Here is a 26,334-nt window from a genome sequence, read left to right as displayed (position 1 = left end):
CATGTTTGACTCCAAAGGCATTATCATCCCTCTGGTCACTCCATATGACGACAACGGAAAGATTGACCCTAGTTCAACCGAAAAGCTGTTTGAGCACTTCCTGGAGAAAGGGATCCGCAGCTTTTATATCGGTGGGAGTTCTGGTGAATGCTATCTACAGACACAAGACGAGCGTCTTGAATTTCTGGAGGTTGTAGCCCGAATCAACCAGGGACGAGCCAAGCTGATGGCCCACATCGGTGCTATCAGTACCCCCAATACGATTGAGTTGGGCCGAAAAGCGCACGCGTGTGGTTATGACGCCATTTCGTCAACACCTCCGTTCTACTATGGATTTACTAAGACCCAAATAATGGGGTTTTACAAAGAAATCGTGCGAACCGTAGATTTACCCATGGTGGTTTACAACGCCGCGTCAGTAACCGGTGTCGATTTTTCACTGGATGAACTGGGTGAAATGTTGTCGTGGGACAATGTTATCGGTCTGAAACACACAACCACCAATATGACTGTCATCGAACGGCTCAAACAGCGTTTCCCAGAAAAACTGATATATCACGGTGAAGACTATATGTTGGTCAGTGGTGCGGTTATGGGGGCAGATGGAGGGATTGGCTCTACATACAATGTAATGCCTGATCGTTATCTGCGGTTATGGAAGGCCGTGGAGGATGGCGATTTCGTAACGGCATCAAGAGAGCAGAACGAAATCAACAGCGTCATTGATGTATTGCTTAAACCCGGATTTCTGGCGGGTATAAAAGGTATGCTGAAGCTTCAGGGTTACGATGTCGGACAACCACGTAAACCATTTACCTGGTTGTCGGATGATCAATGGGACGACCTGAAGAGGATTAAAGATACCTACCAACTTTGACGAGAAGGGCTTGTCATTGCTCTTGGGGGCTTCGGCCCCCCTTTTTATTCAGTGATGTTCGGCTGTGGCCACCGAATATCGTAGTAAGAGTCTAATGGAACAAGTGGCTGAAGCTAGTGGAATTGTACCTTGCTTAAGCTCGATATCGAGGCTGATCAGATTCATGGCTACGAATTTCGAATCCGAATGCGGTTCGTATCCAACAGTCGTATTACAAACTACTTCGCCGATGGACCAAACCGCTCCCTGCCTATCCTATCATGGTCATCGAGCGGTGAATTGGTGATGAAGTTGGAAGGTAATTTCACCGTGAATGAGTTCATATTATGGCTGCTGGATAGTGGTGGTTTCCGGGTCGGAAGGACACAGCACTACTTGGTTTCGAAAAATACAGACAACTCGATATTGAGCAATGCATCCTTGAATTTGGGCATTAGACGTGTGCGTAACTTGATGCTTTGATAGATGCTCTATGGTGACCTAGTCTATATCGTCAATTGTGAGGGTAAGCTTTAATGCACACAATACTTTGCTATGGGGACTCAAACACTTGGGGTGCAGTCTCTGGTATGTCTCGCCGGTATGGTAAAAAGGAGCGTTGGCCGATGCTTCTTCAGGAAGCCTTGGGGAGTGACACTTATCATGTCGTCGAGGAGGGTTTGCCTGGGAGAACGACGGTATGGAATGACCCGTTTGATGGCGCAACCAGAAATGGAGTACATTTCCTTCCTATAGCGCTCGAATCTCATCAACCCGATATGGTTATACTCTTACTGGGGACTAATGATCTCAAGAGTCGATTTGCATTGTCTGCTTACGATATATCCATGGGGGTAAAAGCCTGCGCAGAGGTTGTATTGACTTTTCAACTCAGCTTAACCAATAAGTCGCCGGAAGTTCTACTGATAGCACCACCCCCTATTGTAGAGGCGGGGACGGAAGCTGGGTCGTTTCAAGGATCTCAAGGCAAGTCAAGAAAAATCGGTTTGGAATATCAGAAAAGGGCTCAAGAACTCGGGTGTAAGTTTCTGGATGCTGGCCGTCTTGTTAAGAGCGACCCCTCCGAAGGCATCCACTGGGACTCCTTGCAGCATCGTACCTTAGCCGAAGGTGTTATTCCGTTTATTTGAATAATTCTTTTCAACAGTGAATTGGTGCCAACAACCCATCATGGATGACTTCCTTATGTTCGTGAACTGTTGTAGGTTGGCACGTCTATCTTATTAGTCCAAGAGTGAGGTGTCTATGAGTCAAACACCAATAGTTGATCACCGGAAAGGCATTGCGGTTGCGAGCGTTGGGATCACGGTTCTCAGTTTTGATGCCTTACTTGTGCGCCTCGCAGAGACTCAGGCGTTTAATATTACCTTGTTCCGAGGACTGTTTGTTTTTATCGCATTGACAGCATTACTCGCGATGCGAAAACAACTATCACAGTTTCGAGTCTATCGTGACCACGGACGAGCGGCACTCTTGGTTACATTGCTATACGGTATCAATACCGCGCTTTTTGTGTTCAGTATTAGTGCCACCAAAGCCGCTAATACAGTCGTAATCCTAAGTAGCTCCGCTTTTTTTGCGGCGTTGTTCTCGTGGTTCCTACTGCGCGAGAAAATTCCATTGCGTACTTGGGTCGCTATTGCAGTTTCTTTGGCCGGTGTGGTTGTCGTATTTGCAGGCTCCATCGGCCTTGAGTCGTGGGTTGGGGACATGATAGCGCTTCTCCTTGCATTGATGATGGGGCTGACGCTCACACTGCTGCGCCGTTTACCTGACCTTCCTAAAATTCCTGTCGTAGCCATGAGTGGGCTAGTTACGGCGGCTATTGGTATAGGGTTCACAGACCTGGGTGACATGACTATCGTCAGCTACAGTTGGCTTGCGGTTATGGGGTTGCTGCAAATGCCAATAGCCTCGGTGATGCTGATGAAAGCAACCCGATATCTGCCATCCCCAGAAGTCAGTTTGTTCTTACTGATCGAGTCAGTGCTTGGTCCGGTCTGGGTATGGCTGGTGTTGAGTGAAACTGTGCCGCCATTAACCATATACGGTGGCGCAGCGATACTTGGTGCCGTATTCGTGCATTCATGGTTGGCTTTGAAGCATCCATTAGGTTCGGATGTTTCACCAATTGAACCTCCGTTATAATGGCATCTTTAACTTGACATAAGTCGTACGAATAATCGGTGCTATCACCGCCTGATCAGTGTTTCAATAGGAATAGGTGCGCGTAACACGAGCGGTTATTTGACTCACAAGCTCATAAGGAATGGTGCCACATTCCAGGGCAATGGTCTCAATGGGCACATTCGACCCCCAAAACTCCACTCGGCTGCCGACCCTGGCATCCGGTAAGTCTGTCAAGTCCACTGTTAGCATATCCATCGACACCCGGCCGACGAGTACGCTGTCGTGGCCGTCGATCTGCACCGGTAAGCCATTGGGTGCGTGTCGGGGGAAGCCGTCGGCATAGCCCAGGGCGACAACGCCGATGCGCATGGGGCGGTTGGCGCGGTAGTGGTCGCCATAGCCCAGTGTGTCTCCGGGTTCGATCCGGCGTTCGGCGATCACGGCCGATTCCAGGGTCATGGCGGCTTTTAAGCCCGGTTGTGTGTCGGCGATCGGGTTGGCGCCGAAGAGCATCATGCCGGGGCGAATCCAGTTCGCGTGAGTGGCGGGCCAGCCAAGTACTCCGGGGGAATTGGCGATACTGAGGGGCAGGTTCGAGCACTGATCCATCAACTTCTCCAGCCGGGCCAGTTGATCTTTTGTGGTTGAAGCGCCCGGGTTGTCGGCCTGGGCCAGATGCGTTATCAGGATTCGTTCGCTCACCAGGCGAGAGCGGTCCAGTCGCTGGATCAAGCCGGGAATGTCTTCGGGTGCGAACCCGAGTCGGTTCATGCCGGTGTTCACTTTTAGCCAGACAGCGATCGGCTCGCTGAGGTTTGCCTGTTCGATGGCGTGGCACTGGTAGTCGGAGTGGACGGTGACGTCCAAACGCAGTCGGTCAATCTCATCCAGTTCATCGGCGGTGAAGAAGCCTTCCAACAGCAGCAGTCGGTTATGGATGCCGGCGTCGCGCAGTTCGCGCGCTTCTTCGATGCAGGCCACGCCAAAGCCGTCCACCTGATCGGCCAGAGCCCGGGCCACCGGTACCGCACCATGGCCGTAGGCGTTGCCTTTGACGATGGCCATCAGTTGGCTGTCCGGGGCGAGGGTCTGTGCCAGTCGGGCATTATGCCGGATGGCGTCCAGATCGATGCGGGCGCGTGCAGGGCGGGCCATACAACCTCCAGGATGGGAAAGGGGGCCTGCGGGTGCAGGCCCCGGGAAGGGTTTGTCAGACGGTCAGATAGCTGAACCGTCAGGCGGTTTGAGCGTCGCGTTTGGCCATGGCCGTGCGTGTCAGTCTGAAGACAACCGGGCTCAACAGAGCCAGGGCTACCAGGTTGGGGATGGCCATCAGGGCGTTCAGGGTGTCGGCCAGCAGCCAGATGAAGTCGAGGCCGGCCAGGGCGCCGACGGGCAAGGCCAGGATCCAAAGCAACCGGAACGGCAGGATGGCTTTCACGCCGAACAGGTATTCGGCGCTGCGCTCACCGTAGACGCTCCAGCCCAGGATGGTGGTGAAGGCGAAGATCGCCAGGGAAATCGCCACCAGGCTGTCGCCCCAGCCCGGCAGCGCCTGTTCGAAGGCGGCCGAGGTTAACGCTGCGCCGGATTCACCGCCGGTCCACAGGCCGGAGGTGATGATCACAAGGCCGGTGATGGAGCAGGTGACAATGGTGTCGATGAAGGTGCCCAGCATGGCCACCATGCCCTGGCGCACCGGGTCGTTGGTTTGCGCGGCGGCGTGGGCGATGGGCGCACTGCCAAGGCCGGCTTCGTTGGAGAACACACCCCGTGCCACGCCAAACCGGATGGCGGCCCAGACGGCCGCGCCGGCGAAACCACCCTGAGCGGCGGTACCGGTGAAAGCGTCCTGGAAGATGGTGGCGAGCGCTGCGGGAATGGCATCGGCATTGATGCCCAGCACGATCAGGCCAATGATCAGATAGGCCGCGGCCATCAACGGCACCAGGGAACCGGCCACTCGACCAATACGCTTGATTCCGCCCAGCAGAACCGCACCGGTCAGAATCATCAGGGCCACGCCGGTGACCCAGTCGGGCAGACCGAAGCTGGCCTCCAGCACATCGGCGACGGAGTTGGACTGCACTGTGTTGCCAATACCGAACCCGGCCACCGTCGCGAAGATGGCGAAGAGCGTGCCCATCCAGGCCCATTTGGAGCCCAGGCCATTCTTGATGTAATACATGGGTCCGCCGACGTGGTTGCCGTTCTCGTCGACTTCACGAAATTGCACGGCCAGTACCGCTTCGGAATATTTGGTCGCCATACCGACCAGGGCGGTGCACCACATCCAGAAAAGCGCGCCGGGGCCGCCGAGAAACACGGCGGTGGCGACACCGGCGATGTTGCCCGTACCGACGGTTGCGGACAGTGCCGTCATCAGGGCCTGAAAGGGGGAAATTTCACCGGCATTGCGGTCACTGTCGGAGGTGGAGCGGCCTTCCCACATCATCTTGAAGCCGGCTCCCAGCTTCAGGATGGGCATCAGACGGAGGCCCAGTTGCAGGAAGAGGCCGACGCCCAGAATCAGCACAAGCATCATCGGGCCCCAGACGACGCCGTTGATGGCGGAAATAATTTCGGTTAGCAGTTCCATGATGGGTAATCCTCATCGTTGTTTTTATCTGAGGTGAGTCGGGCGAGCAAACGCCCAACCGCGGACCGCAAAAATTCTATCGATGAGGCTTAAGTAGGTGTGCCTGAAACTGGGTCGGATTTTTGATGATGACCCTGATGAAAGGGTGTGCTTGCAGGAGAAATTAACGCAATTAAAGAAAAGAATAGTGAAAATTTCTGTGGAGAAGCGGTTCAGGGCGACCAAGCCCTGAACGCACCGGAGTTGATCTGTCCGATGGTGCCGGTGACAGCGCCACCGGTTCGGTCGCTAGCGATCTGTCGTTTTGTTTGCCCGATGAACTTCCAAGGAATCCTATGCGAATGCCAATTCATCCAATACTGGTGTTCAGCAGGTCAAAGGCTGTCTAGCAAGGTTTTCGTCAGCAGTGTTTCCAGGTGTTCCATCGTGGTTACTTGCTGGGATTCCGCTTCGGTATACAGGGCCTTCAGCAGTGTATATGAAGCCGATGCACCCTCTTGAGTACAGAATTCCTGGAATGTATTGGGTTCGATATCATGTTTCAGCATCATAGCCAGCGCTTGAATCAGCGACTGTTGATCTCCCCAGTGTATGTAGGCTGCCAGTCGGTCCTTGATGACATCTTTGATGCCAAGAATGGGAATTTGGCCTTCTCCAACTCGGGTGATTTGGTCAACCGAGATCAGAGTATTGCCGACAGCCAGAGGCCCAGGTGGAAATTCCAGTGTGATATCTGTTGTGTCGTTGACGTAAATCCGTCCCTCTTTGTGGAACCCCAGTTCCGCCAAGGCCGGATTCATTTTCTTGGGCGTTTGATAGTTTGTGTTCACCATATCGATATCTTTGGTGAGATAAAGATTGTCCGTATAGATCTCCACAGCCAGTCCGCCCACAAGCACAACGTCTATACCGTGCCGCTCAAGGTGTTCGGCGACAATGGCCGCTAGTTCAATGATGGAGGTTTTACTGAAATCCCTCATGATCCCGGGTCCTCCTCCGAACGGTTTCGGGCTGCAACCAATGGTTTACCGGGTTGGCGTGGTCGTGTCCGCCCAACCAAAAGGCGGTTAACCATTTCGGGTGGGTAGGCCGAGATTGCTGCTTTTAAAAGCTCTTTCAGGGGCTGAAAGAAGGGGTAGCGGGGGTTCAACTCATAGACGCGGACCTTGCCGACCGCATGGCTGACGATGACGCCATCTGTCTCCAACCGAGCCAATTGCTTTTGGATCGGGTTGGTGGGTACATCGAAGAATGTCGCGATCTGCTTTCCATATCCGGACCCACAGAGGAGGAGGTAAATGAGTACCTTCTCCTGGCTTTCCGCCCGTAACACGCCTTTCAAGACAAACATGGGTACATTCCAGCTAACCTACATTTGGTAAATATAGACCATTAAGTGGTTTATATAAACCAATAGTTGGTACAATCTGGGTGAGGTTACAAAGTTGCTAATCTCTCAGTCACTATCCTGAACCGACCGCCCAAACCCTTCCTCAATTTCCCGATACACCGCCCCCGCATCCTTTTTGTACCGTTTGGAGAAATGAAACGGCACCAACCGCTTCACGCCGGCAGCCGCCGCGATCTCGCCACAGGCTCGGGCGGTCAGGTGCTGGGTGCTGCGGGCCTGTTCCCGGTCCGCCTGCAGGAAGGGGGCTTCGCAGACGAAGGCGTCGGCGCCACGGGCGAGCCCGATCAGGGCGGTGCGGTTGGCTTGGGTGTCGGCCAGGTCGGTGGCGTAGACGAGGGTTTCGCCTGGGGTTTGCTCCACCAGACGGTCGGCGAGGGTACGGACCGTGTGTTCCGTGCCGTCCGGCAGGGTCAGTGTTTCGTCCATCCGGTTATGCTGTACGGCTTGTTTAAGGTCGCCCAGCCAGGGTCCGGGCGGCTGCTTCATGTCCCGAAGCGCGGTCTCGCGGATCGAGAGTTTGTTCGCGTGCTCCAGTGCGTAGGCGAGCACGGGGATGTCATGGTCCAGCGTGACGGTACGGACCCGGAAACCGGATTCGCTCAGCAGCAGGCCGTTGTGGAGGTCGCTGGTGGCCTGGTGTTGCAGGGGGCCGCCGGTGACGATGCGGTAGTGCTCGATGCGGTCGCCGTGGACTTCCTGAATGTGGAACTCGGGGGCCTGTTCGCCGATGCGGTCCCAGCGCACGCCGCCGATCCAGCTCGCGATGTGCTGCGCAAGGCCGGGTGGGCCGTAGAGTCGGCAGGCGGGCAAGGGCAGCAGGCGGGCGCGTAACAGCCAGGGGAAACCGCCGATGTGGTCGAAATGGGCATGGCTGAAGAAGACGTCGCTGACCCGGTGCGCCAGTCGCGCCGGCAGGTGGCCGGCTTCGCCGAGGTCGAACAGCACGCAGTGCTGACGGGTGTTGAACGACACTTCCAGCATGGGGTCGCCGAATACGCCGTTGTGCAGGGTGGCGTTGAGGCGGCCGACGGTGAAATGCATCGGCTGGTTGGGTTCGCCCAGCAGGACCGGCGCCCGGGTTTTACCCCGGCTGACCGGTTCGGCGGCGGTTCCGAGGGTCCTGTCCGCTTTGCGCACGGCATTGCGGATCAGCAGGGTATCGCCAGGGGCGGAGTTATCGAGCCAGGCGGTGGGTCGGTTGCCGTCCAGCGAGCGGACTTCGCCCAGTGCGACGGTGTGGCCCCGGTCGAGCACCGCGATCTGTCGACCGACCCAGGCTTGCGGCGCGAACCGGGGCGGTGGCGTGCCGGTCACGCGGCTGTGGTCCAGATTGAAGGTCCTCGGTTCGCACTGCGCGAGAAAGGCGTTCCAGCGTTGGCTGCGTTGGTTGCGCCGTTCCGGTGTCGTGGGCTGTCGGGCGTCGGGGTGGCTGCGCATCCGGGTGATGGCACAGGGCAGGGCGGCCAGTTCGTCGGGCAGCGGCAGTGTGCCGGGCTGGCCGAGCACCACCAGGTGGTCGACACCGGCGGCGTCGACCAGCGCGGGTAACAGCTCGGCGGCGGCGATGCCCCGGGTCAGGCCGGGCGCGTCGATCAGCACCGGGCGGTCGTCGGCGAAGTCCATCAGTCGGGTGACGATCTGGCAAAGCGGCAGACGAAAGCGACCGGCATCGAGCGTACACAAGGCTTCCCGTCGCAGAACCTGCCACTGTTCTCGCTGACGTCGGCCCAGGCTCAGGGTTCCGGGCGGCCCAAACGCAGGCGAGGCCGGGTCGGCGTTCACACAAAGGCATTCCCGGCCGATGTGCAGAAGGGCGTCCGCCAGGTCGGCGCAGAGCCGGCTCTTGCCGCTGCCGGGGTCGCCGAAGACCATCAGGCGCGTGCCATCCTCCAGGCCCTCAATCAGCCCATCCGGGTCGTAGTCGTGCCAGGTTGGTGCGGTGGGTGGGGTCATCACTGGGCTCCGTCAGCGGTTGAACGTCCAGAACCACGGTCGCTATCTCCAGCCTATGTCGGTCGGTTGGACCTATAACACTAGTGTCTTCCCGCCAGTACTCAAGGTGATTGCCGTACTACACCCATGGGACCGACGAGCCAGGCGGAAAAGGGGAGCGGTTCACCGGCGCGCCACACGGCGGTTGCGGTGGCTGAAGCCGGAATACAAGACCCCGGCCACCAGCCCGCCCAGGTGCGCTTCGAAACTGACCGTCGCCTGCGGCAGCAGCCCCCACACCATGCCGCCGTAGAGCAGGATCACCAACAGGCTGGTGAGCACCGCCGTCGGTGTGCGTTCATACCAGCCATCGGCGATGATCAGCCCCCACAGCCCGAAGACCCAGCCGCTGGCACCGATGTGCAGCGCCGGGCGACCGATCAGCCAGAGGAACACACCGCCGACGACGATGATAAAGGCACTGGCAGCGATAAAGCGGCCCGTACCGCGCCGCATCACCAGCCAGCCGAACAACAACAGGGGTATGCTGTTGCCGATCAGGTGGGCCATATGGCCGTGCAGGAAAGGGATGGTCAGAATCGCCCACAGCCGATCCGTCTCTCGCGGGACCAGGCCGAAAACACGAAGATCGATTCCGGTCAGATAACCATCGACCAGAAAAACCGCCCATAGGACAGCGACGGCAAACACGGGCGGTTTTAAACGGCTCATGCCGGGAATTCCCCTCTTAATCAGACCGATCAACCCCGGCTCCACCGGGGTCTAACCAGGGTGTCCACCCCCAAAATCAACTGAAATCTTACGGAGTGGCTGTGGATAATGGCCGAATACCAAAATGCCGGACCGGGCTAAACCGGGGCCGGACAGAAGAAAAACAATAGGCCAGATCCGAAGGCGGATGCAATCCGCCCGGATCGACGGAGAAGACGATGTATATGATCCGTACCTTGCTCGCTACCCTGTGTATCCCGCTGATCTCACTCAGCTTGCCGGTTCACGCGTTTGAATCCGGCGCGCTGGAAGTCTGGATCAACAACGATAAGAGCTACGAGGGCCTGCAGGCCGTCGGCAACCGTTTTACCCGCGACACCGGTATTCCGGTCATCGTGCGCACCCAGGACGATTGGGACAGCGAGGACGACCCCGCCGCCCGCTTTACCAAGTTCGCCGCAACCTCCAAGGGTCCGGATGTGATTTTCTGGGCCCACGACCGTTTCGGCAGCTGGATCAACGAAGGCTATCTGGAGCCGGTAGACCCGCCCGGCGAGGTGCGCGACGCCATCCACGACTTCGCCTGGGGCGCCATGACGGTCGGTGACCGACTATACGGCTACCCGGTCGCCATGGAAGCCATCTCCCTGATCTACAATCCGGATCTGGTCGCCAACCCGCCCAAGACCTGGGACGAGGTCATCGCGCTCGACCGCGAATTGCGCCAGGACGGCAAGCGCGCCATTGTCTGGGATTACACCACGCCTTATTTCACCTGGCCTCTGGTGACTTCGGCCGGTGGTTACTCGTTCCGCAAGGTCGATCAGGTGTATCAACTGACCGATGTCGGCGTGGACAACCGAGGCGCCGTTCAGGGCTTGTCGACGCTCAATCGGCTGATGGATGCCGGTGTCATCGAAGCGGACGATAATTACGGCTTGATGATGGACAGCTTTCTGGCGGGCGAGACGGCCATGATCATCAACGGCCCCTGGGCCTGGAATCAGATCAGCGCGTCCGGCATAGATTTCGAACTGGCCCGGTTCCCGGCCGTGAACGAGTCCGCCGGTCACGGACGGCCCTTCGTCGGTTTTCTGGCCGGTGCGATCAACGGCTACAGCCCGAACACCGACATGGCGCGGAAGTTTCTGGAAGAGTATGTAGTGGTCTACGACGGCGTGAAAGCCCTCAACGACGACCGCCCGCTGGGCGCCGCCGCCAACAAGCAATTGATGGATGAACTGGAAGCCAACCCGCGCATCGCCCATACCTTCGCCATGGCTGCCACGGGTGAGACCATGCCGGACATCCCCGAAATGCGCCGGTTCTGGAGCAGTTGGGAAGCGCATTTGCAGGAGATGGCGATGGGGGAGATTCCGGTTCAGGCGACGCTGGAACGTATCGGTGAGCGCTTGCGGAAGTTGGACGAAATGAAGATGTGGTCGCGGAAGCATTATTTGGCGAATTGATGGGTGTGTGTCGTGCCTCGGTTTGTGTTGGATTACGCGTTACGCGCTAATCCAACCTACTGTCAATAGTAGGTTGGATTAGGTCCGATAGGACCGTAATCCAACAACCTGGGCGTGGACTACTTCACCGCCCCCGAGGTCAACCCGCGAATCAACTGCTGCGAGAAGAAGACATACAACACTAGCACCGGCAGTACCGCCAACGTCAGCGCACTCAACACCGAATTCCAGTCCGTCACATACTGTCCGATGAACTGCTGAACACCCAGCTGAATCGTCTGCGTCGCTTCACCCGGTGCCAGTATCAACGGGAACCAGAGGTCGTTCCACATCGGCACCATGGTAAATACCGCCACGGTCGCCACGGCGGGTCGAATCAGCGGCAGGATGATCTGAAAGAACAACCGATACTCGCTGATGCCGTCGCAGCGCGCGGCTTCTTTCAATTCGGTTGGCACCTGGCTGACGAACTCGGTCAAAATAAATATCGCCAGCGGTAACCCCTGAGCCGTGTACACCAGAATCAACGCCAGCCGGGTGTTGACCAGGTCCAGCCCCACCATGATGTCCAGAATGCTGACCGTGCCCAAACGGATCGGCACCATGATGCCCATGGCCAGGAACAGGGCCATCCAGCGATTGCCCGGGAACTTGTATTCACTCAACGCCCAGGCGGCCATGGCGCCGAACAGGAGGACGAGAGCCAGTGGGATGAGAGTGACGATCAGGCTGTTGCCGAAGAACAACAGAAAATTCGATTCCTCAAGCACCTTGGCGTAACCGGTCAGGCTGAAGCTGTCCGGTGTGGGCAGCGCCAACGGGTCGTTGAAGATGGCGCGCCGGGATTTGAACGAATTGACGATCACCATCAGGATCGGGAACAGCGCGATCACAGTGTAGCCGGCCAGGGCGATATGAACGAACGCGGTCCGGCTGTGCTGTCGGGTGTTATGCAAAGTCATGAACCGGTCTCCTCAGAGCTGGTAGCGGGTCAGCCGCCGCTGGATGAAATAGAAATACGCCATCACACCGAACAGGATGACCAGGAACATCATCGTCGCCACGGTCGCCCCCATGGTCGCGCTGCCGATTTGGGACTGGTAACCGAAAAAGGTGCGGTAGAAAAACGTCCCCAGAATATCGGTGGCGAAATTCGGACCGCCGAGCGCGCCTTTCACGGCGTAAATCAATTCAAATGCGTTGAAATTGCCGACGAACGTCAGGATGGTGACCAGCCCCAGAGTCGGGAAAATCAGCGGCAGCCGGATCGACCAGAATATTCGCCAGGGCGAAGCGCCATCGACATGCGCCGCCTCGATCAAATCGTCGGGAATGGACAGCATGGCGGCGTATATCAGCATCATCGGAATACCGATGAACTGCCAGACGGAAATCAACGCCAGGGTAACCAGGGCCGTGGACTCCTTGCCCAGCCAGGCATCGAACAGGAAACCGAGCCCGAAGAATTCCAGAAAGCCCTCGGACACGCCCCACAACGGACTGAGGATCAATTGCCAGATAAAGCCGATGATGACAACGGACAATAACGTGGGCAGAAAAATCAGCGTCCGGTAGGTGCGTGCGCCTTTCAAACCTTTCAGGCTTAACAGCGCGGCCAATGCCAAACCGATCGGGTTCTGAACCAGCAAGTGGATAATGAAGAACTTCGTGTTGTTCCACATCGCGTTCCAGAAGGCATCGGACCAGGTGTCATCGCCGAGCAGGGTGATGAAGTTGGTCAACCCCGCGAAGCTGCGTTCACCGGAGGTGCTGTCGGTGAAAAAGCTCAGGCGCAGGGTGTCGAATAAGGGGTAGGCACTGAAGACGGTGTAGATCAGCACCGCTGGTGCCAGAAATACAACGATGTGCCAGGGAAAGGTACGTCTCATAGTGGAAACCACACTGTTTTAATCATGGCTGTTGTTGTCGTGTTGGGTAGGGCAGAAGAGGTGGAGCCGACATCTGCCGTTTTTGTGCCAGTGGGTCAGTCTGTGGCACTGCCTTCTCCCCACGGCAGATATCGGCTGGGCCTCTTCTGCCCTACGGTATGAGGGTGTCGCTGTATGTAGGGCAGAAGAGGTGGAGCCGACATCTGCCGTTTTTTTGTGCCAGTGGGTCAGTCTGTGGCACTACCTTCTCCCCACGGCAGATAACGCCCTTCGGGCTCTTCTGCCCTACGGTATGAGGGTGTCGCTGTATGTAGGGCAGAAGAGGTGGAGCCGACATCTGCCGTTTTGCGTTGTGCCGGTGGGAACGTCCGAGGCTCGACGTTCTCCCCACGGCAGATATCGGCCAGGCCTCTTCTGCCCTACGAAGTGTTCAAAAAAGGAGGAGCCCCGGAGGGCTCCTCAAAGGAGCCACTGTGCAGGTTCCGCAGTGAGCTCCACAGCCCGATTACTCGGACTGAGGTTCGTACCATTGCGCGAAGCCGGACTGGATTTTCTCGGCGGCGGCTTCGGGTGACAGGGTGCCGTTCAGAACCTGACTGCTCACCACCCACAGTTCCTGCTCCATGTTCGGTGTACCGCGATTCATCACTTGCGCGTTCAGTCGGATCGTCGATTCACACTCCTGACGCCAGCTGATCATCTCCGCCGCGACCGGGTCCTGAACGTCCACATCGTGATTGGACAGCGAGAAGAAACCGGTCACCTTGTTGGTGAACAGGTCGGCGAATTCCGGGCTCGCCACCCAGTTCAGAAACGCCTTGGCCGCTTCGGTGTTTTCGGAGTGCTTGTTGATGCCGATGCCGATGTCGGTGTGGTCGGAGATGTAACAGGTGTCTCCCTCCTCGGCGACCGGTGGTTTGAACGCACCGAAGTCGGACAGGGCCTGGTCGTTGAAATAGGCGATGTCCCAGGAACCGGTCGGATAAATGGCGGCGCGACCGAGCGCGAACAGGTTTTGCGAGTCGCCATACGTCTGGGCTTCATAGCCACGACCCATGTAATCGCCCCAGCGTGCCATGTCTTCCCAGGCGTCAACGAAAGCCGGGTCGGTGAACTTGGCCTCGCCGTTCAGCAACGCCATTCGACCTTCTTCACCGTTCCAATGGTTGGCGCCGATGTTGGTAAAAACGATCTGGTTCGATTCCCACTGGTCATTGGTGCCGAGCGCCAGCGGCGTATAGCTGGAATCCTGTTTCACCGTTTCCAGAACCCCGAAGAAGTCTTCCCGGGTGGCCGGCACTTCAAGATCCAGTTCCTCGAAAATGTCCTTGTTGTAAAAGAAGCCGTGAATGACTGAGGCCATCGGCAGACAGAAGGCGGTCTGGCCGTCGTCGGTGCTCCAGGCGCGCTTGGCGAAGTCCTGGTAATGGTCCAGACCCCACAGTCCGTTCAGGGCTTCGAGGTGCCCCTGTTTGTAGAGGTTCAACGAGACATCGAACGGGCGGCAGGTGATCAGGTCGCCGGCGGTGCCGGCCTGCAGGCGAGCGTTGATCGATGAGTCGTATTCGGTCGGCGAGGTGGGCTTGAAACGCACCTCGATGTCCGGGTTGTGTTCGTTGAATGCGGGAATCAATACGTCTTCCCACAGGTCCTTGTCGTCCACACGCCAGCTTTCGATGGTCAGGGTTTGGGCGGTGGCGTTCAGGGTCAGGGCGCAGGCCGCGGTGGCCAATACCAGGCCACGTTTAATCGCAGGCATAAGGCGTTCCTCTTTGTTGTTATTGGTCGTTTGGGCTCGCATCGAACGAGCGCAGGGTCACTCTAGAGCCGGAGCCTGTCTGACTGTTAATGCACTGTTCGAGGCGTTGAAAGGGAGTTGGAAAGAGACGCCGGAACGCGATGCACTCGGGCGGGAACCTGGATTGGTTTTGTCGGTGGGGACCTATCCGAATCTTTCAGGAAAGACAGTCGATACCCATTGAAAGATAGCGGTAAGATTAAGCAATACTTTGAAGGGGACTTGTGCGTTAGGATGATGTTCTGACGGTGACGATAACAAAAACCATGAAGCCGATAGTTGTACTGACGATCTTCATTGCGATGGCCATTCGCCCCGCACTCGCGACCGACCAGGCGCTCGAAGTGCTGCACTGGTGGACTTCCGACGGCGAACAGGCCGCCGCCGATGTCCTGAAAGCGAGCCTGGCGGAGCAGGGTGTGGCCTGGACCGATTATCCGGTGCGCGGCGGCGGCGGGGATTCCGCCATGGCCGTATTGAAGGCCAGAGTGATCGCCGGCACCCCACCGGGTGCGGCGCAGATCATCGGCCCCAACATCGAACACTGGGCCAACCTGGGGTTTCTGCAGCCATTGAGCGATCCGGTACTGAATCGGACCGAGTTGTTTCATCCGGTGGTCAACGAATTGATTCGTGTCGACGGCGCGCGCGTCGCCATTCCCCTGAGCATCCATCGCATCAACTGGCTGTGGCTGAATCCGCGTGTCTTTCAGCAACTGGACCTGCCGCTGCCGACGACCTGGAGTCAACTCATCGATCTCGCGCCCGCGTTGCGGGAAGCTGGTATTGTTCCCCTGGCGCACGGCAATCAGCCCTGGCAGAACGCCACCTTGTTCGAAACCTTGTTGCTGAGCGTCGCCGGGCCCACGTTTTACCGCCGTTACTTCGTCGAACACGACGACGCCATCCTCAACGACCCCCGGGTCGTGGAAACGTTTCGTCTGCTGCGTGAACTGAAAAGCCTGATGGACCCCGGCATCGGCAATCGGGAATGGCAGGAAGCCAGCCGCATGGTGGCCGAAGGCGAAGCGGCGGTGCAGATCATGGGCGATTGGGTGAAGGGCGAGTTCAGGGCCTGGGGGCTGAAACCGGGTGAGGACTACCTGTGCCTGCCTGTCCCGGGCACGACCGAGCAACACCTGTACAGCATCGACACCTTCGTCGTCTTTCGCGATCACCCCAACCCGGAGGCGGTGCCGGCCTTCATCGACACCTTGCTGTCGCCGTCCGTGCAACGGGCGTTCAGCGAAGCCAAAGGCACGCTGCCGGTGCGACGGGATGTATCCGTCGCGGACTTCGACGACTGCGCCCGAGCCGCACACCATGTCTTCGTACAAGCCGGCGACGAAGGGCGGCTGGCGCCGAGCATGGCGCACTCCATGGCGACCTCGCCGGAATCCGAAGACGCCGTATTCGAGATCGTCCATCGTTTCTTTATCGACGCGCGAGTCACGCCTGAAACGGCGACGGCCCAACTGGCGCAAACCTTGAGAGCCCTGAAGTAATGACGTCGAATCGCATCGTGGTCGTCGACGACGACTATAAAATTCGGGAACTGCTGAAAAGCTACCTGGAAAAGAACAACTATCGGGTGTCGGTCGCCGCCGACGGGGAATCTTTCCTGACCGATTTCCGCGAGTCCGCCTCAGAAGTGTCGCTGGTCGTACTCGACATCATGTTGCCGGGCCAGGACGGCTTCAGTGTCTGCCAGAAGATCCGCGCCGTCTCGGACGTGCCCATCATCATGCTCACCGCCAACGCCGAGGAGACCGACCGGGTCGTCGGCCTGGAAATGGGCGCCGACGACTACATCGCCAAACCCTTCAGCCCACGCGAACTGCTGGCGCGGATAAAGGCCATCCACCGGCGCTACGAACCGGCCAACGTCACGCCGACCGACGGTGGCCGTTACTACCGCTTCGGCGACCATTACCTGGACACCCTGGAACGCACCCTGGGCCGGGGTTCCGGGGCCGCCGAGACCATCAGCGGGGCCGACTTCCAACTGCTGCGTCTGTTTCTCGACCACGCCGGAGAAGTGCTCTCGCGCAGCTATCTGATGAAAGCCACACGGGGCCGCGACCTGGGGCCGCTGGACCGGTATCTGGACGTCCAGATCAGCCGACTGCGCACCCGGCTCGGCGACGAGGGTCGCGCCAGCCAGTTGATCAAAACCGTGCGCGGCCAGGGCTATGTGTTCACCGCGGAAGTGGAGCGCGTGCATGACAAGCCTTAAACGCTGGCTGCCACGTTCGCTGTTCGCCCGGCTGCTGGTGGTCATGCTCACCGGCATCACCCTGGCCCAGGTGCTGACCAGCCTGATCTGGGCCGGTCAACTCGACAGCGACAGCCGCCAGCGGGTCGAGAAAAACGCCCAATACCTCGCCACCTCCCTGTCCGCCACCATCCGCTACTTTCTGGCACTGCCGGACAACGTCCGCCCCATCGTCATCGACCAGCAGCGCGAAGTCGGCGGCAGCCGGCTGTTCATGAGCGTCAACGACATGCGCATCCCCATGACCCGCGAGGTCAACGCCCCGCTCAAAGGCCCGCTGATCGACGCCATTCGCGACCAACTGATCGACGAACTCGACGGCATCGACCTCGCCCTCGCCCTGTCCATGCCCGAAGACGTGCGCGTCTACGACCAGCGCATCCCCATCGCTGACATCCCCGTACGCTGGATCCGCCAAAGCCTCGTCCTCGAACCCGACCCGGCGCCCATCCTCACCACCCAGGTCAGCCTCAGCAACGGACAATGGCTCTACCTCGCCACCCTGCTGCCGGACCCCTACCTGCTCAACAAAAACCGCGTCCTCACCGTCGACCGCTGGTGGTCCCTCGGCGCCACCCTCATCGTCGTCGGCGTCCTCAGCTTCCTGTTCGTGCGCTGGCAGACCCGACCGCTGCGTCGTCTCTCAGAAGCCGCCGACGCCTTCGGCCGCGGCCTCGACCAGGCCCCCGTCCCCGACTCCGGCATGCGCGAACTCGACGCCACCTCCCGGGCGTTCCAGTCCATGAAAATGCGCATCCAACGCTACCTCAACGACCGCGAACGACTCTTCGCCGCCATCTCCCACGACCTGCGCACCCCCATCACCCGGCTGCGCCTGCAAGCCGAAATGATCGACGACGAACCACTGCGTGCCTCCCTCGACGAAGACCTCGAAGAACTCGAAATGATGGTCAAAGGCGCCCTCCAGACCGTGCGCGACTCCGACATCCACGAAGACCCCAAACCCGTCGACCTCGGCGCCCTGTTGCACAAAATCGCCCGCGAAAAACACCTCGCCGGCCAAAGCGTCAGCGTCCACATCGACCAGCACGCCCAATACATCGGCAAACCCCTCGCCCTCAAACGCTGCCTCACCAACCTCATCGACAACGCCGTCCAATACGGCAGCCGCGCCGACATTCACCTCGGCATCGAAGCCGACCAGGTCGAAATCCGCATCCGCGACCACGGCCCCGGCCTCCAAACCGACCGCCCAGACACCCTGTTCAACCCCTACACCCGCCTCGACCACGGCAAAACCACCAATGCCGGCGGCATGGGCCTCGGTCTCGGCATCGCCCAAAGCATCATCCACGGCCACGGCGGCGACCTGTTTCTGGAGAACCACCCCGAGGGCGGATTACTGGTTCGGATCCACTTGCCGTTGATCTATACCCTGGAGGGCACATCGGAAGATTGACCTGACCGACCTGGATTGCGCTATGCTGATTGAAACCAGCAGTTTGGAATTTGGAATGAGGTGTTGGCTGGAATGTAAGCGACCGAGGGCCGGGGTGCCCTGGAAGGGACATCTGAGGCATGGATGCCGAAGTTAAGCCTACATGGATGTATTCACGGCGGTCCCTGGAAGGGCGCGCCGGTCCTCGGTCGCGGACCAATGGCACCCAGCCCATCCAACCCACGGAATAAGAAAAGGAGGCACATTATGCCTTTCGCACTGTCTGAGTTAGCCCTGACCAGCTCCGCCTTCGAAGACGGCGGCGCCATCCCCCAAAAATACTCCGGCGAAGGCGAAGACGTCTCCCCGCCGCTGAGCTGGACCAACACCCCCGACGGCACCCAATCCATCGTCGTCGTCTGCCACGACCCCGACGCCCCGCTGGTCTCCCCCAACGGCACCTACGGCTTCGTCCACTGGGTCCTCTACAACCTGCCGGCCAACACAACCAGCCTCAGCGAAGGCACTACCGAAGGCACAAAAGGCAAAAACAACTTCGGCAAAGTCGGCTACGGCGGCCCCATGCCCCCCGAAGGCCACGGCACCCACCGCTACTACTTCTGGGTTCTCGCCCTCGACACCGACCTCGACCTCGACGACGGCATGTCGCTCTGGCAACTGCTCGAAGCCTGCGAGCCGCACATCATCGGCATGAACCGGTTAGTGGGGACTTACCAGCGTGACTAGCCAATCATCCACAGATCCCAACCTCCAGGCCGCCATCGAGGAAGCTGAACTCGGCGCCCGCGAAGGCGGCATCCCCATCGGATCGGTCCTCGTGCACCGGGGAGAGATCCTCGGACGCGGCCACAACCGCCGCGTCCAAAACGGCTCGGTCGTGCTGCACGGCGAGATGGACGCCCTGGAAAACGCCGGCCGCCAACCCGCCTCCGTCTATCGCGACAGCGTGCTCTACACCACGCTGTCACCGTGCCCGATGTGCACCGGAGCGATCCTGTTGTACGGCATCCCCAAGGTCGTGATCGGGGAGAACCGGACTTTTTTGGGCGAGGAAGAGGTGTTGCGCAGTCGGGGTGTCGAGGTGGAAGTGGTGCAGGACGAGGCCTGCATCCGGATGATGGAGCAGTTTATCGCCGATCGCCCCGAATTGTGGAATGAGGATATAGGAGAGTAGGTTGGATTAGACGCGCTTGCGCGTCGTAATCCAACATCATACCAATGGCGTTAGCCCAGCCAGAGCCACCATCGTTGGATTACGGCCCTTCGGACCTAATCCAACCTACATGTTAAATACACCGAGGTTCGGGCGCTGCAGCCAATTCTCCTTCGCATACTCACAGGCCGCATCCACCACATGAAAGGTCAGCGCCAACCGCGACCGATCCGACCGGTTCGATGCGCTGTAATGCGGTAAATGCCCGTGAAACACCAGCAGACTGCCCGCCTTCACCGGCATCGGTGTCCCCGCGTCGGTGGGCCAGGACGTGTCGTCGAGCGGCTCCATCCGCAGGTCGCCCTGTTCGTGAAAATACCGTTCCCGCAAAGGCCCCCGGTGACCGCCCGGTTCCACCCAGAGGCAGCCGTTTTCCAGAGTGGCGTCTTCCAGCGCGAACCAGTAGGTGATGACGCTGGTCGGGTCGGTGTGAAAAAACGTGGCGTCCTGATGCCAAGTCACTTCACCACCGATCCGCGGCTGCTTGAAAATCACCATGGTCTGGTAAAGCGCCGGCTGGGCGTGGCCCAGGTCCCGGGCCAAGTCGCCGAAATCCGGGCGGCGCGCGAAGCGGGTAAACACCGGTTCCAGGTCGTGGAGTGCATGGCCGATCTTGTTGATCGATTGAGCGCGGGGCTGCTGCAATACGCCCTGGTCGTTGAAGGCACCTTCCTCGAAAAAGCAGCGAACCGCTTCGGCGGAGCCGAGGAAATAGTCGTTGTTGATTTGGGCGCGGTCCGTGGTGGAGAAACGGCTGGTCTGTTCCAGGTCGGCTTCTTCGATGATGCCGTAAGCCCGGTCGATCAGGGCTTGGCGTTCATCGTCGCTGAGGAGGTTCGGCAACAGCAGGTAGCCATCACGGTCGAATTGGTTTTTTTGTTCGTCGGTCAACATGATCGGCATCTCGGTGGGTTGTCCATTCGGTCAGTTTATCACCGACTGAATGGCTCCGATCAAGTGTAACCTTTCCAACTCAAGTATCGGAGTTCGGATCGGACAGGTGGCTTTGGCCCGCATCGGCTACCGGGGATACCCCTGTGGGGTCGGCGTAGATCCATCCATGGAGCCTAGACCGCAGCATCCCTGCTGCGGACTCCCCCACAGGGGTAACCCCGGCATCCGACGCTAGTCTATCTGGCGAACTCCGAAACCAGAGTCTCCCTTAGCTATTGATCAGGCACTTCCTCGCGCTCGATGACCTCGGTCTCGGCTTCAGCCTCGCGCTGCCAGTCCTGCATGCTCTCCAGCCCTGCGATCTTGTCCATCCAGGCGCCGACGGGAGCGGGTACTTCGGTGCCGTAGGTGGTAAAGCGGGAGGCCACGGGTGCGAAGAAGGCATCGGCGATCGAGAAGCGCCCCAGCAGGAAGGGGCCGCCCGAGCGTTCCAGACATTCGCCGAGGAGCTGGTTGATGCGGTTGATGTCCGCCACGGTGGCGGCGTCCGGTCTGAACCCGTGCACACGACGTCGACAGTTCATCGGCATGCTGGCGCGCAAGGCCGGGAACCCGGAATGCATTTCGGCGCAGGCGGAGCGGCCCAGAGCGCGCAGGTCCGGTTTGCGGGGCCAGCCGGCGCCTTCCAGGAAACGTTCGTTCACCGTCTCGGCGATGGCGAGCGAATCCCAAACGTGAAGGTCGCCGATGTTCAGCACCGGTACCTTGCGCGATGGCGAATGACGCTCCATCAGAGCGTGGGTTTCCGGCATGTCGAGCGGGATGCGGATTTCCTGGAAATGCACATGGAACTCGCGCAGCAACAGCCAGGCGCGCAGCGACCAACTGGAGTAGTTCTTGTTGCCGATGACCAGTGACAGGTTGTTCATGGGGGGCCTCCTTGGCCAATGGGGCGGGTTCAGGCGCCGGTCAGTTGGGACTGAATCCGCTTGGGCAGCTTGGATTTCACCAGTTCGTAAGAGTCGTCGACCCAGCCCTGAATCAGCTCGGTCTCAAGACCGGCCAACAGATCGACGGTGTTCCAGTGCTTCTTGTTCATATGGTAACCCGGTATGACGGCGTCGAAGCTGTCGCGGATGATCATCGCTTCCTGCGGGTCGCACTTCAGGTTCATGCCCAGGCGGGTCTCGCCCAGGCTGATCAGGGCGAACATCTTGCCGGCGACCTTGTACACCAGCGCTTCGGGGCCGAAGGGCGTGTCCTCGGTCGCACCGGGTTTGGCCAGCAGTCGTTCGCGCCACAGGTCGACCGTTTCGGTGTAGCCGGGGAGTCCTTGGGCGTGCAGGGTCATGGGCTGTCCTTTTACGAGGGCCGGACGGTCAGTTTAGCCAAAGACGGGCGGAATTCGAGCGAAAATGCCCGAATCCCGTCGCGATCAGCTTTCCAGGCGCAACTCGATGGCCCGCTGAATGCCGGCGGCGTCGAGACCGACACTGGCCAGCATGTCCGCCGGTTTGCCGTGGTCGATGTAGGTATCAGGCAGGCCCAGTTGCAGCATGGGCACGCTGATGCCGTGCTCGTGCAGCGCCTCGCTGACCGCGGAGCCGGCACCGCCCATGATGGCGTTTTCCTCGACGGTGACCAGCAGATCGTGCTGGGCGGCCATCTCTTTGACCAGCTCCACATCCAGCGGCTTGATGAAGCGCATATTGACCACGGTGGCGTTCATGGCCTCGCCCACGGCCAATGCCGGGCCAACCCGGCTGCCAAAGGCCAGGATGGCGATGCGTTCGCCTTCGCGCAGCCGTTCGGCCCGACCGATGGGCAGGTCGGTCAGTTCCGGGTCGATCGGCGCGTTCGGGCCGGTGCCGCGCGGATAGCGTACGGCGGCCGGACCTTCATGACGGTAGCCAGTGGTCAGCATGCGACGGCACTCGTCCTCGTCCTTGGGTGCCATGATCACCATGTTGGGTACACAGCGCAGGTAGGTCAGGTCGAAGCTGCCGGCGTGCGTCGGGCCGTCCTCGCCGACCAGGCCGGCGCGGTCGATGGCGAACAGCACGTCGAGATTCTGCAGCGCCACGTCGTGAATCAACTGGTCGTAGGCGCGTTGCAGGAAGGTGGAGTAAATGGCCACCACCGGTTTGGCGCCGTCGCAGGCCAGGCCGCCCGCCAGAGTGACGGCGTGTTGTTCGGCGATGGCGACATCGATGTAGCGCTCCGGATACTGCTCGGAAAACTGCACCAGATCCGAGCCTTCGCGCATGGCCGGCGTGATGCCGACCAGGCGTTTGTCGGCCGCCGCCATATCGCAGAGCCACTGACCGAAGACATTGGAATACTTCGGCCCGCTCGGCTTTTTAGGCACCGGCTTGGTGTCTTCTTTCTCGATCTTGGTGATGGCGTGGTACTTGATCGGCTCGTTCTCGGCGGGCGTGAAACCCTTGCCTTTCTGCGTGGCCGCGTGCAGAAACTGCGGTCCCTTGAACGTACGCAGGTTCTTCAGGGTGTGCACCAGCTCGACCACATCGTGACCATCCACCGGGCCGACGTAATTGAAACCCAGTTCCTCGAACAGGGTGCCCGGTGAGACCATGCCTTTCATGTGTTCTTCGGCCTTGCGTGCGAATTCCAGCATCGGCGGCAGGTTCTGCAGCACCTTCTTGCTGTTCTCGCGCATGTGACTGTACGTCTTCGACGCAAAGACCCGGGAGAACGCCTTGGACAGAGCCCCCACGTTTTCAGAGATCGACATGTCGTTGTCGTTCAGCACCACCAGCAGGTCACCGCCGTCGTGACCGGCGTGGTTGAGCGCCTCGAAGGCCATGCCGGCGGTCAGTGCGCCGTCGCCGATGATGGCCACCGTCTGGCGCGCACGGCCGACCAGACGGTCAGCGATGGACATACCCAGCGCCGCCGAAATGGACGTGCTGGAATGCCCCACGCCGAAGGTGTCGTATTCGCTTTCCAGGCGACTGGGGAAGGCCGCGAGCCCGCCGGCCTGGCGGATCGACTGCATCCGGTCGCGACGACCGGTCAGGATTTTGTGCGGATAGGCCTGATGACCGACGTCCCACACCAGCCGTTCCTCGGGCGTTTCATAGACGTAGTGCAGGGCGATGGTCAGTTCCACGACCCCGAGGCCCGCGCCGAAATGCCCGCCGGACTGTCCGACGGTATAGAGCAAATATTCCCGGAGTTCATCGGCCAGCGTCGGCAATGCGTCGATGTTCAGCCTGCGCAAGTCGGCCGGCGTCTGGAGGCTGTCCAGCAGTGGCGTAACCGGCCGGGTTTTCGGGATATGTGTAAATACCTTCATGGTGATGAGCGTACCTGCCTGTGGGCCCGTCCCGGAACCCGGTATCTGTTATAAAACTCAAGTTTCGGAGGGCACTGGTGTGGTGCCGGAACCCGCACCGGTGGCCGGGTAGACCTATTCGGGGTCACCGTGAACCCGTCCATGGGGGCTTGACGGCCGCCGTCCAGGCGGCCGACATCCCCGAATAGGTCTACCCGGCCGCCGGCGCTAGACTTCAGTGGTCTCTGAAACGTGAGCTAGCGAGAAAGCCGCACAGTGTAACGAAAATCTAGTGATCTCGCTCTAATACGTAGTCAGCAAGCCGGTGCAGAGGGCTGTTCTTGTCCAGTGCCAGAGTATTCAGAGCAGATTTGGCGCAATCGATCTGGCGTCGGGCCTCTACTCGTGCTTCGTCCAGCCCGAGCAAGCGGACATAGGTGGACTTGTCGCGTGCTGCATCGCTCCCTTGGGGTTTGCCCAGGATGGCGGTGTCGGTGGTGACATCGAGAATGTCGTCGGTGATCTGGAAAGCCAGCCCCAGAGCCTGACCGAAGGTGGCCAAATACCCCAGTGTGTTGTCATCCACACTGTGGGCGCACAGAGCCCCCAGTTTCAAGGCGGATTCGATCAGGGCGCCGGTTTTCAGCCGGTGAATGGCCGCCAGGTCGGTCTGGTTCAGGTCCTGCCCCTCGGCCTGGAGGTCGAGCATCTGCCCGCCGACCATGCCGGCCTGACCGGCGTGGTGGGCCAGGATGCGCACCATCGACAACCGGGCGCTGTCGGTCAGGTCGGGCGTGTCGGTCAGGTGCTCGAAGGCCAGACTTTGCAGGGCATCACCGGCCAGGATGGCTGTGGCTTCGTCGAAAGCGCGGTGATTGGTCGGCTGACCCCGGCGTAGGTCGTCGTTGTCCATGGCCGGTAGGTCGTCGTGAATCAGGCTGTAGGCGTGAATCATTTCCAGCGCCGCGGCCGGGTGCAGCCAGGTGTCGCCGGTCACGCCCAGGCTGTGCGCCGTGGCCCGTACCAGCAGGGGTCGCAGGCGCTTGCCGCCGCCGAGCAGCGAATAGCGCATGGCCTCGCGCAGCCGAGGGGACGGGGCGTGAGACATCAGGCCATTCAGGTGCTGTTCCAATCGACGCCGGGTATCGTCCTGGAAACGCTCAAGGTTCATTCGGGGTGTGGCTCACTCTTCGGGAGAAAACGGCTCCAGGTGTTCGTCGCCGCCCTGGCCCAGCAGGACCTGGACTTTCTGTTCGGCGGCATCCAGAGCCGATTGGCATTCGCGGGTCAGTTTGATGCCCTGTTCGAAGGTTTTCATGGCGTCGTCCAGCGACAGCTCGCCCGACTCCAGGCGTTCCACCAAGCGTTCGAGGTCGTCCATCTTGCTTTCAAAGTCGGGTGTGTTCTGCTCGGACATGGGTCTTTCCTGCGATGCGTTGGCGGCAAAGGTACTGATCCGCGCCGAAAGGGTCAACTAATCCGCTCGCCGGTCGATATTATAAAGAAGTCGAAAAGTGGGCCGATCCTGTGGCCTTGAACAGGCGGTCGCCCGGGGGCACAGGTCGATTAGCCGATTTTCCGGCTACACTTTACACTTTGGGTCTGACTACGATTAAAAAGGGTGAACAGTGGATATTGCTTCAATTATCGGGCTGGTCGGAGCATTTGTGCTCGTTGTGACAGCCATGTTGATCAATGGCAGCATTGGTATGTACCTCAATGTGCCTTCGATCTTGATTGTCGTGGTCGGCTCCGTCTTCGTGGCCATGTCCAAAATGAGCCTGGAGAAGTTCCTTGGCGTAGGTAGCGTCGTCGGCAAGGCCTTTTCGTTCAAACTGGTCTCGGCCGATGAGCTGATCGAGGAAATCGTCGATCTGGCTGATGCCGCGCGCAAAGGCGGTCTGCTGTCGCTGGAGGGACGGGAGACGAGCAACGAGTTCCTGAGCAAGGGCATCCAGTTGCTGGTCGATGGGCATGACCCCGAGGTGGTTAAACAATTGTTGATGAAAGACATGAAGATGACCTCCGATCGTCACAAGGAGGGCACCCTGTTTTTCGGGGCCATCGGGGACGTCGCGCCCGCCATGGGGATGATCGGTACCCTGATCGGTCTGGTGGCCATGCTGGCGAACATGGACGACCCGAAAGCCATTGGTCCGGCAATGGCGGTCGCCTTGCTGACCACCCTCTACGGTTCGTTCATGGCGACGGCATTCGCCATCCCCATCAAGGACAAGCTGGTTTTGCGCGCTTCGGAAGAAGAGCGTGTCCAAAGAATGATCATTGATGGCCTCCTGTCCATTCAGGCCGGTCAGAATCCCCGCATTATCGAATCGATGTTGAAGAGTTACTTACCCAATTCCCAACGGGGTACGGATTGATCGCGCGGGTGGCAGG

The 26,334-nt window shown here is 59.4% G+C and carries 25 protein-coding genes; 10 read left to right on the top strand and 15 right to left on the bottom strand.

The window, feature by feature from the left end; translation table 11 throughout:
- Position 1: 1 nt before the first annotated feature.
- From IE111_RS02900 to IE111_RS02890, 3 genes are all read left to right on the top strand, one after another.
- Entirely contained in the window at positions 2 to 877 is an 876-nt protein-coding gene (locus tag IE111_RS02900) for an N-acetylneuraminate lyase (RefSeq protein WP_189606972.1), read from the top strand.
- Positions 878 to 1,392: 515 nt separating this feature from the next.
- The gene (locus IE111_RS02895) at positions 1,393 to 2,007 is read left to right on the top strand and encodes an SGNH/GDSL hydrolase family protein (protein ID WP_189606971.1); all 615 of its coding nucleotides are present in this window, start codon (positions 1,393 to 1,395) and stop codon (positions 2,005 to 2,007) included.
- A gap of 115 nt (positions 2,008 to 2,122) precedes the next feature.
- The gene (locus IE111_RS02890; protein WP_189606970.1) at positions 2,123 to 3,025 is read left to right on the top strand and encodes a DMT family transporter; all 903 of its coding nucleotides are present in this window, start codon (positions 2,123 to 2,125) and stop codon (positions 3,023 to 3,025) included.
- A 63-nt stretch (positions 3,026 to 3,088) separates the two neighbouring features.
- Here the strand turns inward: IE111_RS02890 and alr are convergent, their stop codons facing one another.
- From alr to IE111_RS02860, 6 genes are all read right to left on the bottom strand, one after another.
- On the bottom strand, positions 3,089 to 4,162 hold the full coding sequence (alr, locus tag IE111_RS02885) for an alanine racemase (protein WP_189606969.1): 1,074 nt from the start codon (positions 4,160 to 4,162) through the stop codon (positions 3,089 to 3,091).
- 79 nt (positions 4,163 to 4,241) lie between these two features.
- Positions 4,242 to 5,606 carry an alanine/glycine:cation symporter family protein gene (locus IE111_RS02880; RefSeq protein ID WP_189606968.1) on the bottom strand — a complete coding sequence of 455 codons (1,365 nt, stop codon included), beginning with the start codon at positions 5,604 to 5,606 and terminating at the stop codon, positions 4,242 to 4,244.
- A 374-nt stretch (positions 5,607 to 5,980) separates the two neighbouring features.
- The gene (locus IE111_RS02875; RefSeq protein ID WP_189606967.1) at positions 5,981 to 6,586 is read right to left on the bottom strand and encodes a nucleotidyltransferase; all 606 of its coding nucleotides are present in this window, start codon (positions 6,584 to 6,586) and stop codon (positions 5,981 to 5,983) included.
- Positions 6,583 to 6,957 (bottom strand): winged helix-turn-helix domain-containing protein, encoded by a 375-nt coding sequence (locus IE111_RS02870; RefSeq protein ID WP_189606966.1) that lies wholly within the window; start codon positions 6,955 to 6,957, stop codon positions 6,583 to 6,585. The genes IE111_RS02875 and IE111_RS02870 overlap by 4 nt, the downstream gene beginning before the upstream one ends.
- A gap of 105 nt (positions 6,958 to 7,062) precedes the next feature.
- Positions 7,063 to 8,970 (bottom strand): Clp1/GlmU family protein, encoded by a 1,908-nt coding sequence (locus IE111_RS02865; RefSeq protein ID WP_189606965.1) that lies wholly within the window; start codon positions 8,968 to 8,970, stop codon positions 7,063 to 7,065.
- 162 nt (positions 8,971 to 9,132) lie between these two features.
- Positions 9,133 to 9,681 carry a rhomboid family intramembrane serine protease gene (locus IE111_RS02860; protein WP_189606964.1) on the bottom strand — a complete coding sequence of 183 codons (549 nt, stop codon included), beginning with the start codon at positions 9,679 to 9,681 and terminating at the stop codon, positions 9,133 to 9,135.
- A gap of 218 nt (positions 9,682 to 9,899) precedes the next feature.
- Here IE111_RS02860 and malE point away from each other — a divergent pair, with 218 nt between their 5' ends.
- A complete protein-coding gene (malE, locus tag IE111_RS02855) occupies positions 9,900 to 11,150 on the top strand; it encodes a maltose/maltodextrin ABC transporter substrate-binding protein MalE (protein WP_189606963.1) in 1,251 nt (416 codons plus the stop codon).
- A gap of 119 nt (positions 11,151 to 11,269) precedes the next feature.
- Here the strand turns inward: malE and IE111_RS02850 are convergent, their stop codons facing one another.
- The 3 genes from IE111_RS02850 to IE111_RS02840 all read right to left on the bottom strand — a co-directional run bounded on the left by IE111_RS02850 (position 11,270) and on the right by IE111_RS02840 (position 14,798).
- Positions 11,270 to 12,112, bottom strand: coding sequence for a carbohydrate ABC transporter permease (locus IE111_RS02850; RefSeq protein WP_189606962.1), 843 nt, complete (start codon positions 12,110 to 12,112; stop codon positions 11,270 to 11,272).
- Positions 12,113 to 12,124: 12 nt separating this feature from the next.
- Complete coding sequence (locus IE111_RS02845) at positions 12,125 to 13,039, bottom strand: carbohydrate ABC transporter permease (RefSeq protein WP_189606961.1); 915 nt, start codon at positions 13,037 to 13,039, stop codon at positions 12,125 to 12,127.
- A gap of 505 nt (positions 13,040 to 13,544) precedes the next feature.
- On the bottom strand, positions 13,545 to 14,798 hold the full coding sequence (locus IE111_RS02840) for an ABC transporter substrate-binding protein (RefSeq protein ID WP_189606960.1): 1,254 nt from the start codon (positions 14,796 to 14,798) through the stop codon (positions 13,545 to 13,547).
- A gap of 305 nt (positions 14,799 to 15,103) precedes the next feature.
- On the opposite strand from IE111_RS02840, the gene IE111_RS02835 reads away from it, so the two are divergent.
- The 5 genes from IE111_RS02835 (at position 15,104) to IE111_RS02815 (ending at position 19,706) form a co-directional block, all read left to right on the top strand.
- Positions 15,104 to 16,342, top strand: coding sequence for an ABC transporter substrate-binding protein (locus IE111_RS02835; RefSeq protein ID WP_189606959.1), 1,239 nt, complete (start codon positions 15,104 to 15,106; stop codon positions 16,340 to 16,342).
- Positions 16,342 to 17,073: a response regulator gene (locus IE111_RS02830; protein WP_189606958.1), complete on the top strand. Its 732-nt coding sequence runs from the start codon at positions 16,342 to 16,344 to the stop codon at positions 17,071 to 17,073. Before IE111_RS02835 ends, IE111_RS02830 begins: the two co-directional genes overlap by 1 nt.
- The gene (locus IE111_RS02825) at positions 17,060 to 18,532 is read left to right on the top strand and encodes an ATP-binding protein (RefSeq protein ID WP_189606957.1); all 1,473 of its coding nucleotides are present in this window, start codon (positions 17,060 to 17,062) and stop codon (positions 18,530 to 18,532) included. Before IE111_RS02830 ends, IE111_RS02825 begins: the two co-directional genes overlap by 14 nt.
- 246 nt (positions 18,533 to 18,778) lie before the next feature.
- The gene (locus IE111_RS02820; protein ID WP_189606956.1) at positions 18,779 to 19,258 is read left to right on the top strand and encodes a YbhB/YbcL family Raf kinase inhibitor-like protein; all 480 of its coding nucleotides are present in this window, start codon (positions 18,779 to 18,781) and stop codon (positions 19,256 to 19,258) included.
- Entirely contained in the window at positions 19,251 to 19,706 is a 456-nt protein-coding gene (locus IE111_RS02815; RefSeq protein ID WP_189606955.1) for a nucleoside deaminase, read from the top strand. The genes IE111_RS02820 and IE111_RS02815 overlap by 8 nt, the downstream gene beginning before the upstream one ends.
- A 105-nt stretch (positions 19,707 to 19,811) precedes the next feature.
- Here the strand turns inward: IE111_RS02815 and IE111_RS02810 are convergent, their stop codons facing one another.
- The 6 genes from IE111_RS02810 to IE111_RS02785 form a co-directional block, all read right to left on the bottom strand.
- Complete coding sequence (locus tag IE111_RS02810; RefSeq protein ID WP_189606954.1) at positions 19,812 to 20,639, bottom strand: phytanoyl-CoA dioxygenase family protein; 828 nt, start codon at positions 20,637 to 20,639, stop codon at positions 19,812 to 19,814.
- 272 nt (positions 20,640 to 20,911) lie between these two features.
- Complete coding sequence (locus IE111_RS02805) at positions 20,912 to 21,568, bottom strand: glutathione S-transferase family protein (protein ID WP_189606953.1); 657 nt, start codon at positions 21,566 to 21,568, stop codon at positions 20,912 to 20,914.
- Positions 21,569 to 21,597: 29 nt separating this feature from the next.
- The gene (locus tag IE111_RS02800; RefSeq protein ID WP_189606952.1) at positions 21,598 to 21,990 is read right to left on the bottom strand and encodes an MmcQ/YjbR family DNA-binding protein; all 393 of its coding nucleotides are present in this window, start codon (positions 21,988 to 21,990) and stop codon (positions 21,598 to 21,600) included.
- 84 nt (positions 21,991 to 22,074) lie between these two features.
- A complete protein-coding gene (gene dxs / locus IE111_RS02795; protein ID WP_189606951.1) occupies positions 22,075 to 23,958 on the bottom strand; it encodes a 1-deoxy-D-xylulose-5-phosphate synthase in 1,884 nt (627 codons plus the stop codon).
- Between the two features lie 268 nt (positions 23,959 to 24,226).
- Entirely contained in the window at positions 24,227 to 25,108 is an 882-nt protein-coding gene (locus tag IE111_RS02790) for a polyprenyl synthetase family protein (protein ID WP_189606950.1), read from the bottom strand.
- 12 nt (positions 25,109 to 25,120) lie between these two features.
- Positions 25,121 to 25,354, bottom strand: coding sequence for an exodeoxyribonuclease VII small subunit (locus IE111_RS02785; RefSeq protein WP_189606949.1), 234 nt, complete (start codon positions 25,352 to 25,354; stop codon positions 25,121 to 25,123).
- Positions 25,355 to 25,565: 211 nt separating this feature from the next.
- Between IE111_RS02785 and pomA the strand changes: the two genes are divergently transcribed.
- Positions 25,566 to 26,318, top strand: a complete 753-nt coding sequence (pomA, locus tag IE111_RS02780; protein ID WP_189606948.1) for a flagellar motor protein PomA — start codon at positions 25,566 to 25,568, stop codon at positions 26,316 to 26,318.
- Positions 26,319 to 26,334: the final 16 nt, after the last annotated feature.

The sequence above is a fragment of the Saccharospirillum salsuginis genome (genome assembly GCF_014651855.1).
Lineage (GTDB): Bacteria > Pseudomonadota > Gammaproteobacteria > Pseudomonadales > Natronospirillaceae > Saccharospirillum > Saccharospirillum salsuginis.
This window is presented reverse-complemented; position numbering and strand designations above follow the sequence as displayed.